Source organism: Mesorhizobium sp. B2-7-3 (assembly GCF_006440715.1).
In the GTDB taxonomy this organism is placed as follows: Bacteria; Pseudomonadota; Alphaproteobacteria; order Rhizobiales; family Rhizobiaceae; genus Mesorhizobium; species Mesorhizobium australicum.
This window is the reverse complement of sequence record NZ_VFTY01000001.1, coordinates 770,793-782,614: the sequence shown is the minus strand read 5'-3', so window position 1 is coordinate 782,614 and position 11,822 is coordinate 770,793. Positions and strand designations below refer to the sequence as shown.

Annotated in this window: 11 protein-coding genes; 3 read left to right on the top strand and 8 right to left on the bottom strand. The window is 63.9% G+C overall.

Annotated features, from left to right (window positions below):
- Positions 1–695: 695 nt before the first annotated feature.
- Both FJW04_RS03945 and FJW04_RS03940 read left to right on the top strand, forming a co-directional pair.
- Positions 696–1,022 carry a low affinity iron permease family protein gene (locus FJW04_RS03945; RefSeq protein ID WP_140712509.1) on the top strand — a complete coding sequence of 109 codons (327 nt, stop codon included), beginning with the start codon at positions 696–698 and terminating at the stop codon, positions 1,020–1,022.
- A gap of 1 nt (position 1,023) precedes the next feature.
- Positions 1,024–2,367 carry a phospholipase D-like domain-containing protein gene (locus tag FJW04_RS03940; RefSeq protein ID WP_210241298.1) on the top strand — a complete coding sequence of 448 codons (1,344 nt, stop codon included), beginning with the start codon at positions 1,024–1,026 and terminating at the stop codon, positions 2,365–2,367.
- Between the two features lie 62 nt (positions 2,368–2,429).
- On the opposite strand, the gene recQ is transcribed toward FJW04_RS03940, so the two are convergent.
- Positions 2,430–4,265, bottom strand: a complete 1,836-nt coding sequence (gene recQ / locus FJW04_RS03935) for a DNA helicase RecQ (protein WP_140712437.1) — start codon at positions 4,263–4,265, stop codon at positions 2,430–2,432.
- Positions 4,266–4,502: 237 nt separating this feature from the next.
- Here recQ and FJW04_RS03930 point away from each other — a divergent pair, with 237 nt between their 5' ends.
- Positions 4,503–5,924, top strand: coding sequence for a coniferyl aldehyde dehydrogenase (locus FJW04_RS03930; protein ID WP_140712435.1), 1,422 nt, complete (start codon positions 4,503–4,505; stop codon positions 5,922–5,924).
- A 152-nt stretch (positions 5,925–6,076) separates the two neighbouring features.
- On the opposite strand, the gene FJW04_RS03925 is transcribed toward FJW04_RS03930, so the two are convergent.
- The 7 genes from FJW04_RS03925 to FJW04_RS03895 form a co-directional block, all read right to left on the bottom strand.
- On the bottom strand, positions 6,077–6,415 hold the full coding sequence (locus FJW04_RS03925; RefSeq protein WP_140712433.1) for a cupin domain-containing protein: 339 nt from the start codon (positions 6,413–6,415) through the stop codon (positions 6,077–6,079).
- 10 nt (positions 6,416–6,425) lie between these two features.
- Positions 6,426–7,190, bottom strand: a complete 765-nt coding sequence (kduD, locus tag FJW04_RS03920) for a 2-dehydro-3-deoxy-D-gluconate 5-dehydrogenase KduD (protein WP_140712431.1) — start codon at positions 7,188–7,190, stop codon at positions 6,426–6,428.
- Entirely contained in the window at positions 7,187–8,038 is an 852-nt protein-coding gene (gene kduI / locus FJW04_RS03915) for a 5-dehydro-4-deoxy-D-glucuronate isomerase (RefSeq protein WP_140712429.1), read from the bottom strand. The genes kduD and kduI overlap by 4 nt, the downstream gene beginning before the upstream one ends.
- Positions 8,039–8,060: 22 nt before the next feature.
- Positions 8,061–8,834 (bottom strand): FadR/GntR family transcriptional regulator, encoded by a 774-nt coding sequence (locus FJW04_RS03910; RefSeq protein WP_015315180.1) that lies wholly within the window; start codon positions 8,832–8,834, stop codon positions 8,061–8,063.
- Positions 8,835–8,948: 114 nt separating this feature from the next.
- Entirely contained in the window at positions 8,949–10,229 is a 1,281-nt protein-coding gene (locus FJW04_RS03905) for a TRAP transporter large permease (protein WP_140712427.1), read from the bottom strand.
- A gap of 3 nt (positions 10,230–10,232) precedes the next feature.
- Positions 10,233–10,757 (bottom strand): TRAP transporter small permease, encoded by a 525-nt coding sequence (locus FJW04_RS03900; RefSeq protein WP_041163297.1) that lies wholly within the window; start codon positions 10,755–10,757, stop codon positions 10,233–10,235.
- 62 nt (positions 10,758–10,819) lie between these two features.
- On the bottom strand, positions 10,820–11,800 hold the full coding sequence (locus FJW04_RS03895; RefSeq protein WP_140616581.1) for a TRAP transporter substrate-binding protein: 981 nt from the start codon (positions 11,798–11,800) through the stop codon (positions 10,820–10,822).
- Positions 11,801–11,822: the final 22 nt, after the last annotated feature.

Sequence of the window (11,822 nt, the reverse complement as noted above, 5' to 3'; positions counted from 1 at the left end):
CTTGCTCTCCTTGCAAAGGGCCGAAAGTGTAACCCATCTATCCGGAATGAACTGTCACCCATCTCTCGGGAAGGGCAAAATAGAAAATGCCGGCGGCATCGGCTACCGCCAATTCGCGGGTTCGTCCCCATCCTCGGCGATAATGATCGCCGACAGGCGCTGACATGCGTGCGGCGGGACGCGACCGGCTGTCGCGGGTCGGAAAATAAGAAGCGATGCCGAGGAACCAAAGCATGTCCCTCAAGTTCGATATCCGTTTCCAGGGGAGATCGAGTTCAGCATGCAAGGTCGAGGGCCAATCAAGGCAGCACTTCGAGCACAGGCCGATGAGGTGCGCATCCGCATCGGCATCCTCCAGCAGGAGCTGACCACCAACCGCAAAAGCATGGGAGGCACATTGCGGTTGGGGTACGAGATAAAGTCGAGGAAAGTCCTTCTGGCGCGTCTGGAAAGGGTATTGGCGCAGTACTCGCCGGGCTGCCTGCTTGACGACGTCCCGACGCTGCGGCGCTCCGAGACAGGCCCCCGATCGCAAGGCTCCCATTGCAGCCTCTGACGCTGCAGCCGTTCGAGACAACGCCCAACCCAGACGAATGGTCAGGGCCTGACGGCGCTCCCGGCAGACACCTGTGCCGCACGGCAGCCTTCGCCGACGCGCTCGCGGGAACCTGCGTTACCGTGGAAAGTTCCTGCTGATGGCAAATCACCCCATTACCGGCGCGCTCACCTCGATCGGCACGTGGACCTCTCGTCCGGCAGCATTCCTGGCCCTGCTGGCCTATGCGATCTTCTGGATCGTTTTCGACCGGCAAAGCTTGAATTGGCATGGCGCGGCCACGCTCCTCACCTGGGCCATGACGCTCTTCATTCAGCGGGCTGAACATCGCGATACCCAGGCCATTCATGCCAAGTTGGACGAAATGCTGAGATCAAACAGTTCGGCTTCGACCATCACCCGCATCGACGATGAAGAGCCCGAGGACATCGAAAAACATCGCGATCGCAAGCAGCAGGGCGACTAACATGCGCGCTGCCGGTCTCGTGGCGTTCCTGAGGGGCGCGAAGCCAACGCGGTTGGATCGAAAATTCAGCCCGCTGCTCAAGGGATTAAGCTATGTGGCCGTTGCGGTTGTCGCCGGTCTGGCCACGTTGGCGGCCATAAACCTGACCCCTGAACCGCGGGTTTTGCGGACGATTGTCCCGCATCGCTTCGACGCATCGGATCCGCAGTTCGCGAGGTCGATGAGCAGCTACTCGCTGGGACAGATGTCAAACGCGAACGCGGTGCAGACCCTTGTGAACGGCGACGAGATTTTTCCTTCGATGCTCCGGGCAATCGGCGCGGCCCGGTCCACCATCGATTTTGAGACCTATATCTATTGGTCTGGGGCCGTTGGATACGAATTCGCACAAGCCTTGGCGGCCAAGGCGCGGCAAGGTGTGGAGGTCCGCGTGCTTGTCGACTGGGTCGGCAGCCTGCCTTTCGACGAAAACCTGATCCACATCATGACAGGAGCCGGCGTGAGGTTCCAGCGCTACCGGCCGATCCATTGGTATACGTTGGACCGTATGAACAACCGGACCCATCGCAAACTGCTCATTGTCGACGGACGAGTGGCCTTTACGGGCGGCGTCGGCATCGCCGACAAATGGCAGGGAGACGCCCGCAATCCGGATGAATGGCGCGAAACGCACTATCGGATCGAAGGGACCGCCGTACCTGCTTTCCAGGCAGCCTTTGCCGAAAATTGGTTGGAGACGACCGGTGAGACATTGCAGGGTCGGAAGTTCTACCCTCCGCCCGAACCGGCAGGGTCGCTCGGCGCCCAGCTGATACTTTCTTCGCAGCCAAATGGCTCGGAGAACATGGAATTGATGATGCTGGCCGCGATAGCCGCCGCGAGGGATCACCTGCGAATCGGAATGGCCTATTTCGTCCCCGACGACATCGCCCTCCAGCAGATCCTGGACGCCAGGAAGCGAGGCGTGTCTGTCGATGTGATCGTTCCGAACGCGCTCACCGACGTGCCTTTGGTTCGGAAGGGCTCGCGCTATTTCTGGGGCGACTTGCTTAGAGCTGGAGTGCGTATCTACGAGTTTCAACCCACCATGTATCATCCCAAGCTGCTGATCGTTGACGACATCTGGACGAGCTTTGGTTCCACCAATCTGGACGAACGCTCCTTGCGGCTGAACGATGAAGCCAGTCTGAACGTCTACGGCAGGGATTTCGCGAACACGCAGATCGACCTGTTCAACCAAGACCTTGGGAGATCCCGGCAAGTTACCCTGGCCGAATGGGAAGCGCGTCCCCTGCGGGAAAAAATTTCGGACTGGCTGGCCAGCAGGCTGCGCTCCCAACTTTGATGCCCTGGCTTTTACTGCTCATTCGACCAGCCTGATCAGCCCTACCGCTCGCCATCAAGCTTTCAATCAGGCTGTTGCGCGGCGATCGCGGCCAGGAAAACCGCGCCGAACTCCTTGAGCTTGGCCCCTCCCACGCCATTCACTTCGGCAAAGGCGTCGAGGTCGCGCGGGCGGCGGTCGGCCATGTCGATGAGCGTGCGGTCGGAAAACACCACATAGGCCGGGACCTGTCGCTCCTTGGCGAGCCGTAGCCGCAGCGACTTGAGCGCCGCCAGCAGCGAAGCATCGACGCCCTCGGCTCCGGCGGCGGCGCCTTCCCCGGAACGCTTCCTGCCGCGCGCCAGAGGGTCCCGCGTCTCGACGCGATACTGGAATGCAATCTCGCCACGGCCGAGCGCGCGGCCGCTTTCGGAGATGGCGAGACCGCCATGGCCCTCGGGATCCGGCATCAGGAACCCGCCGGCCACCAGTTGCCGGACCAGCGACAGCCACACTGTCTTTCTGTGCGCGGCGCCGGTGCCGAAACTGCTGAGTGTTTGATGAGCTCTCGCCAGCACCTTCTCGGTCTCGTGGCCAAGCAGGATATCGATGACATGGGCCGCGCCGAAGCGCTCGCCGCTCTCTGTGACCGCCGCCAGGATCTTCCGCGCTTCGGCACTGCCATCGGCGCGCGGCGCCTGGTCGAGGCAGTTGTCGCAATTGCCGCAGGCCTGGGCCTCTTCGCCGAAATAGCCGAGCAGCACCTGGCGGCGGCATTGCGCCGTCTCGCAATAGCCGATCAGCGTGTCGAGCCGGCGGTGTGACCGCCTCTTGTGCTCTGACGAGGCATCCTCGTCGTCGATGAACAGCCGGCGCATGCGGATGTCGCCAAGGCCGTAAAGCATATGCGCCTCGGCCTCGCGTCCGTCGCGGCCGGCACGGCCGATTTCCTGATAATAGGCTTCCAGGCTGCCCGGCATATCGGTGTGGAAGACAAAGGCGACATCAGGCTTGTCGATGCCCATGCCGAACGCGATGGTTGCCACCATGACGACGCCGGACAAGGTCATGAAGGCGTTTTGATTGGCTTCACGCGCCTCCTTGCTCATGCCGGCGTGGTAAGCGAGCGCGGTGACGCCGTTGCGCTTCAGAAAGGCCGCGATCTCTTCCGTTTTCTTGCGCGACAAGCAATAGATGATGCCGCTCTTGCCCGCATGGCGCTCGATGAAGCCGAGCAGCTGGCGCTTGCTGTCCTGCTTGGGCGCGATGGCCAGCTTGATGTTGGGCCGGTCGAAACCGAGCACCAGCGTTTCGACCTGCTCAGCGAACAGGCGGGCGGCGATGTCGGTACGCGTGCTCTCATCGGCAGTCGCCGTCACCGCGATGATCGGCACATTGGCAAAGATACCGCGCAACCGGGACAGATCCTCATATTCGGGCCGGAACGCCGGACCCCATTGCGAGATGCAATGCGCCTCGTCGATGGCGATCAGGCTGACGTGGAGCCTGGAAAGGGCGTCCAGCATGCGCTCGGTCATCAGCCGCTCCGGCGCCAGATAGAGCAGCCGCGTCTGGCCAGATGCCACACGGCGCCAGGCCGCGACATTGGCCTCGCGGTCGAGCGAGGAATTGATCGTATCGGCCGCCACGCCGGCAAGCCGCAGCGCCGCGACCTGGTCCTGCATCAGAGCCACCAGCGGCGAGACGACGAGGGTGAGCCCGCCCAGAACCAGCGCCGGAACCTGGTAGCAGAGCGATTTGCCCGCGCCCGTCGGCATGACGGCCAGCACATGGCGCCCGCTAAGCAGTGTATCCATCACGTCGGCCTGGCCGGGGCGAAAATCGTCGAAGCCGAACACCTCCTTCAGGACGCGCCGCTTGGGATCCCCGGCCCTGATGCCCGCCGCCTGAGCCGGCATCAGACAGTCACCTGGCGGCAAGCGATTTTTCGCGTACGGGAGAGATCGGGGAAGACGGTCAAGGGCAACTCCTTGTGAGGCCTTGGAGTAGCTCACCGCTCATCCCATCACAACAGCCCTCTCAATGCCCTCGGCAACACCGCCGGCGACGCCTTCCCCAGCGGCACACGCACCCCTGATGGATTCCGCCGCGTTGCGATGTAAGCTTGCCCTCGCCGATACGCCACGGAGGGCGCGATGCTGCAGGTGAGACAGGATTTGCTGGGCGAGCGGTTCCGGCTGCAGCGCGCCGCCTTCAAGGCACAACCCTTTCCCGACCTTGGCGTCCGCAAGGACCGGCTGAGGCGCCTGCTGGCGCTGACCGAGCGGCACGAGACCGAAATCTGCGCTGCGATCGATGCCGACTTCGGCGGCCGCTCGGCGCATGAGACCCGCCTGGCCGAACTGTTCGTCGTGCGCGCCGGCATTCGCCATGCGCTCGCCCATGTCGGCGGCTGGATGCGGGAGCGCCGCGTTGCCACCACCTTGCCGTTTCTGCCAGGCAGGAACCGCCTCGTGCCGCAGCCGCTCGGCGTCGTCGGTATCGTGTCTCCCTGGAATTATCCTTTTCAGCTCGCCGTCGCGCCGGTTACGGCCGCGCTTGCCGCCGGCAACCGCGTGCTGGTCAAGCCTTCCGAACTGACGCCGGCTTTTTCCGGGCTGCTGACCAGGCTGGCTGGCGAACATTTCGCCCCGGATGAACTCAGCGTCATCGCCGGCGATGCCGATACGGGGAAAGCCTTCGTCTCGATGCCGTTCGATCATCTGCTGTTCACCGGTTCGACGGCGGTCGGACGCCAGGTTGCGATCGCCGCCGCCGCCAACCTGACCCCGGTCACGCTCGAACTCGGCGGGAAGTCGCCGGCGATCCTCGACCCCTCCTGCGATCTTGACACCGCGGTTGCCAGCGTCGCCTATGGCAAGCTGTTGAATGCCGGGCAGACCTGCATCGCGCCGGACTATTTGCTGGTGCCGAAGGGACAAGCAGGTACGGTCGCCGCGAAGCTCGCAATCGCCATGGCGCGGCTCTACCCCTCGCTGCGCGACAACCCCGACTATACCGCCATCATCAGCGATCGGCATTACCAGCGTCTGCGCGCCATGATCGCGGAAGCGCGCGACACGGGTGCCGATGTCACCGAGATCAACCCGGTCGGCGAGGACCTCGGCAATGCGGGCCGGAAGCTTCCGCCGACCCTGGTCAGCAACGCAGGCTCGGACCTGAAGCTGATGCGCGAGGAGATTTTCGGCCCGGTGCTGCCGATCGTCGAATACGCCACGCTCGACGACGCGATCGCTTATGTGAACCAGGCCGACCGGCCGCTGGCGCTCTACTGGTTCGGCAACGACGGCGGCAACCGCCAGCGCATCCTGCGCGAGACGGTCGCCGGCGGCGTCACCATCAACGACTGCATGCTGCATCTGGTGCAGGAGAACCAGCCCTTCGGCGGCGTCGGCGCCAGCGGCATGGGCGCCTATCACGGCGAATGGGGTTTCCGCACCTTCAGCAAGGAGAAACCGGTCTTCCTGCAGTCGCGCTTGAGCGCAGGGAGCCTTCTGCGGCCGCCCTACGGCAAGACGTTCGAACGGCTTTTCGGCCTGCTCAGGCGCATCACCTGACGCGCATTAAGTCTATCTTCACCATGATGCGGCAGCTTTCGCACTCTGCGGTGATGTTTTGAGTACCGCGGCGCCATTGGCGCCCAGGCAACAACCCGCGCTTCCCTGGAGGCGCGGGTTTTTCGTTGGCCGAGAAATCGTCGGCGACCCGGTCAGGCGAGGAAATCGGCGCGGTGCGGCGTAAAACTGTCGACCAGCCGCCCCGCCTCGAGCGCCTTGACGCCGTGCACCAGGCCGGACGGCACGATGAAGCTGCCGCCGGTCTCGACGATTTCGGTCCGGCCGCCGATGGTCACCTCAAAACGGCCTTCGGCGACATAGCTCGCCTGCACATGCGGATGCGAGTGCAAGGCGCCGACACCACCCTTGTCGAAACCGAATTCGACCATCATCAGTTCGTCGGTGGAGAGGAGAACCCGCCGGCGATTGCCGTCGGGGGTCGGCGTCCAGGCACCCTGGCCGGCATGCGCGAAAATCTTCGGCTCGGTCATCGTCTTCTCCTCATCGCGCCAGCCATCCCCCATCCACCGGCACCACCGCGCCATGCATATAGTTCGAGGCCGGCGCCAGCAGGAAGACGGCAGCATCGCCAATGTCTCCGGGCTCGCCCCAGCGGCCGGCGGGAATGCGCCCGAGGATGGCCGCGCTGCGGTCGGGATCGGCGCGCAGCGCCTGCGTGTTGTTGGTGTCGATATAGCCCGGCGCTATGCCATTGACGTTGATGCCCTTCGCCCCCCACTCGCAGGCGAGCAGTCTGGTGATGCCGAGCACGCCATGCTTGGACGCCGTGTAGGACGCGACGCGGATGCCGCCCTGGAAACTCAGCACCGAGGCGATGTTGACGATCTTGCCCTGGCGACCACCGGCAAGGAGGCGCCGCGCAAAGGACTGACACAGCAGGAAGACGGACTTCAAATTGACGTCGATCACGTCGTCCCAGTCGGCTTCGCCGAGATCGACGGCATCGGCGCGCCGGATGATGCCGGCATTGTTGACCAGCCCGTCGATCGGACCGTTTTGGTCCCAGACGCGGTCCAGCATCGGTCCGACTGCTGCCGTGTCGGCAAGATCGATGCTCACCGCCTCGAATTGGCCGCCCACCGCGCTGACCTTGCTCGCGGTGTCGCCCATCGATGAGCGGCCGACGCCGATCACGGCGCCACCGGCGCGCGCGACCGAGATGGCAATGCCTTGGCCGATGCCGGTGTTGGCGCCGGTCACCAGGATGCGCTTGCCGGCCAGGCTGAAGGCGGAGAGGTCGCTCACCGCAGCATGTCCATCGCCACCGGATCGACATCGGTATAGTCGACATTGTCGCCGGCCATCGCCCAGATGAAGGCATAGTTGGACGTGCCGGCGCCTGAGTGGATCGACCAGCCCGGCGACAGCACCGCCTCCTCGTTGCGCATGACGATGTGACGTGTCTCGTCCGGCTCGCCCATGAAGTGGAAGACGCGGGCCGCCTCGGGCAGGTCGAAATAGAGGTAGGCCTCCATGCGCCGGTCGTGCACATGGCATGGCATGGTGTTCCAGATCGAGCCCGGCGCCAGCTGCGTCATGCCGACGACGAGCTGGCAGGTTTTTGTTCCCCCGGCATGAATGAACTGGAAGATCGAGCGCTCGTTGCAGGCCTCCTTGCTGCCGAGATCGAGGCGCTTGGCGTCATCGAGGCGGATCAGCCGGCTGGGATGAGCCTGATGCGCCGGGGCGCTGAGCAGATAGAACTTGGCGGGGTCGTTCCTATCAGCAGAAGCGAAGGAAACCGTGTCGGTGCCCAAGCCGAGATAGAGCATGTCGCGCGCCCGCAGGTCGAAGGACTGGCCGCCGGCTTCGATCGTGCCGGCACCGCCGATGTTGACGGCGATCAATTCGCGCCGGTCGAGAAACCCCTTGGTGCCGGTCGGCTTGATCGCTTCCAGTGGCAATGCCGTTGCCGCAGGCACGGCGCCGCCGACGATCATGCGGTCGTAGTGCGTGTAGGTCAGGCTGATGCGCCCGGGCTGGAAGAGATCCTCGATATGGAAATTATGGCGCAGCTCATCCGTTCCCATGGCGGCGGCGGCCGCCGGGTCTATGGCGAAGCGCGATGTGTAGTCGGTGTGGTTCTGGCTCATTTCTGTCCTGGCTTTCGGTGGATCATTCGCCCGCGGCCGCCTTGACCGAGCTGGCGTAGTAGGCCTGCCGCGCCTGCAGCCGCTCGCGGTAACGCTGCTGGCTGGCGCCGAGATGGGTGCGCATCGCCTCGCGCGCGGCTTCGGCATCGCCCGCCGTGATCGCGTTCAGGATCACCAGATGCTCGCGCTGCAGCCCGCGCTGGTAGCTGTCGGACTGCGCCAGTTCGGTCGACCAGGGCGAGGTCACGTCGCACGGAATGGCGCGCCGGCCGAGCACGTCGAGCATCTCGACATAGAAGGGGTTATTGGTGGCGCTGGCGATGGCGCGATGGAAGGCGAGGTCGGCCGGACCGGTCGGCTGGCTGTCGAGCAGCAGCCGCTCGAACTCGAAGAAGGCTTCCTGGATCGCCGCCTCCTGCGCGGCGTTGCGACGGATGGCAGCGAGCCCAGCCGATTCGATCTCGATCGCCAGCCGCACCTCGAGCACGTTGAGCGCGACCGAATCCTTGGCTCCCATGTCGGCGGCGAGCGCCCCGAACATGGTCGAAATATGCTCTGTGACGAACACCCCGGCGCCCTGCCGCGGCTCGACCAGACCGTCGGCGGCAAGCTTGGCCAGCGCCTCGCGGATGACGGTTCGGCTGACGCCGAAGGTTTCGGTCAGCTGGCCCTCGGTCGGCAGCTTGTGGCCGGGCGGGATCTCGCCCGCCTGCAACTGCTTGCGGATCGCCCCCACGACGGTTTCCGACAGCTTGGGTTTTCTCTCGACCCTGAGGTCGTTTGCGGTATCGGACACCTCGGTGACCTCCTAGTGCAATTCCACGAAAAGTGCGTAGCGGCTTTCCGCCTGGAATTGCGTAAACACAAAGAGTTAGAGCGGTTCAACGATTCTAACGATCGCCGAACCGCTCTAATGGAACAGGCCCGGCAGCCACAATGAGATTTCCGGCACGTAGGTGACAAGCATCAGCACGGCGAAGGCGGCGCCGTAGAATGGCCAGATCGAGCGCATCGCGGTCCAGATCGGAATGCGCCCGATGGCGCAGCTGACGAACAGAACAGCGCCGACCGGTGGCGTGCAAAGCCCGATGCCGAGATTGAGGATGAGGATCACGCCAAAATGCACGGGATCGACCCCGTAGGCCATGACCACAGGCAGGAAGATCGGCGTCGTGATGATGATCAGCGGCGACATGTCCATGAAGGTGCCGAGAATGAGCAGGACGACGTTGATCAGCAGCAGGATCACCAGCTTGTTGTCGGACACCGACTGCAGAAAGGCGACCAGTGCCGCCGGCACCCTGAGATAGGCGAGCAACCAGCCGAAGGCCGCCGCGCAGCCGATGATCATCAGCACCATGGCCGTGGTGCGCACCGAGGCCGTCGTCGCCGCGACGAAGTCGCCCCAGCTCATCGAGCGGTAGATGATCAGCGTCACCAGGAAGGCGTAGACGATGGCGATGCAGGAGCTCTCGGTCGCGGTGAAGACACCGGACCTGACGCCGCCGAAGATGATGGCTATCAGGATGAGCCCGGGAATGGCCGCGACAAGCAGCTGCAAGGCCCGGCCGAAGCCGGCGAAGGGCTCCGTCGGATATCCCCGGCGGCTGGCGACCCAATAGGCCGTTATCATCAGCGAAAGCGCCAGCAGCAGACCCGGCAGCACGCCAGCCGTGAACAGGTCGGCGATCGAGATACGGCCGCCGGCGGAGATCGAATAGATGATCATGTTGTGGGACGGTGGAATGAGAAGCGCGATGATGGCCCCGACCGAGGTGATGTTGACGGCATAGTCGACGCCGTAGCCGCGCGCCTTCATCTGCGGGATCATCAGGCCGCCGACCGCCGACGCATCCGCCACCGCCGAGCCGGAGATGCCACCGAACATGGTCGATGCGGCGATGTTGACCTGCCCCAGGCCGCCGCGCAAATGACCGACCAGGGAGCCTGCCAGCGCGACCAGCCGCGCGGCGATACCACCGCGCACCATCAGGTCTCCGGCGAAGATGAAGAACGGGATGGCCATCAGCGAAAAGACGCTGACGCCGGAATTCAGCCGCTGGAACACCACGACCGGCGGCAAGCCAAGCGTGAGGATCGTGGCAAAGCTGGCAACGCCGAGACAGAAGGCGATCGGCGTGCCGATGACCAGCAGGAACACGAAGGTGCCGAAGAGGACGATCAGGGCCATGGTTCACGGCTCCTCGCCGGTTGCATGTATGTCGGCGTCGACGGGCAGGCCGGCAAAGCGCCCGGCCAGCCGTTCCAGCGAAAACAGGCAGACCAGCGCCCCACCCAGGATGACCGGCAGGAAGCTGACGCCGCCCGGCAGGGCAAGTGACGGCATGACCGTGTTCCAGGTCAGCCTGGCCAATTGCACGCCATAGACGATCATGCCGGCGCCGAAGGCCAGCACGACAAGGTCGGAAATGCTGCGCAGTACCGCCTTGGCCGAAACAGGCAGGACATAGAGCAGCACGTCGAAGCCGAGATGGGTGCGTTCGCGCACGCCGACGGCGGCGCCGAGAAAAATGAACCAGCCCATCAGCAGAACCGAGAAGGATTCCGTCCAGCTCGGCGAACGGTTCAGCACATAACGCGAGAAGACCTGCCAGAAGATGATGATCGTCATCAGCGTCAGGCCGGCGCCGCTGATCCAAAGCGCCAGCCTGGCAAGCCCTGACAGGACCCGCTCCGCACCCAGCCAGAATCCTCGCATGGCCGACACGTCCGAAGGCAGCGCGGGGGCCTCCGCGCTGCTCGATCCATTGCCCTTGCTGTTCATTTCTCGGCCTGTATGCGGGCGGCCAGGTCCTTCAGTTCGGGCGTCGACAAGTACTTGTCGTAGACGGGCTTCATCGCGTCGATCAGCGGCTGTTTGTCGATCTCGCTGACCTTGACGCCCGCGGCCTCGACGATGCCGCGCGACTTCTTCTCCTGCGCGTCCCACAGTTCGCGCATCTTGACGACGCTGTCCTTGGCTGCCTGGCGCACGATCGCCTGGTCTTCCGGCGAGAGCTTGTCCCAGCTTGCCTTCGACATGACCAGCACTTCCGGCACGATCTGGTGTTCGTCCATCGTGTAATGCTTGGCCACTTCGTAGTGCTTGGCGGATTCGAAGCTCGGCCAGTTGTTTTCGGCGCCGTCGATGACGCCGGTCTGCAGCGCCGAATAGACTTCGCCATAGGCCATCGGCGTGGCGTTGGCGCCAAGCGCGTTGACCATGTCGACGAACACATCGGACTGGATGACGCGGAACTTCATGCCTTTCATGTCCGCCATCGAGGTAATGTCCTTCTTGGTGTTGTAGAAGGACCGAGCACCGGAATCGTAGAAGGCGAGGCCGACGAGATCATGCGCCTCGAACGCCTTCAGGATCTGGTCGCCGACAGCGCCGTCCATGACGTGGCGCATGTGCTCGACGGAGCGGAACATGTAGGGCAGCGACGGCACGGCGGTCTCCGGCACGATGCCGTTGAACGGTCCCATCGAGACGCGGTCGAGGTCGATGACGCCGGCCTGGGTCTGCTCGATTGTGTCCTTTTCCTCGCCGAGCTGCGCCGAGTGATAGACCTCGATCGAATAGCGGCCGGCGGTGCGCTGCTTGATCAGGTCGCCCATGTACTTGACCGCCTCGACGGTCGGGTAGCCGTCCGGATGGGTATCCGAGGATCGCAGCACGGTTTCGGCGTTGGCAGCGCCGATCAGCAGCGAACCGATGGCGAATGTCGCCGCCGCCGTCAATTTCGAAAAATGCAACATGACTTCCTCCCTTTGAAAATCG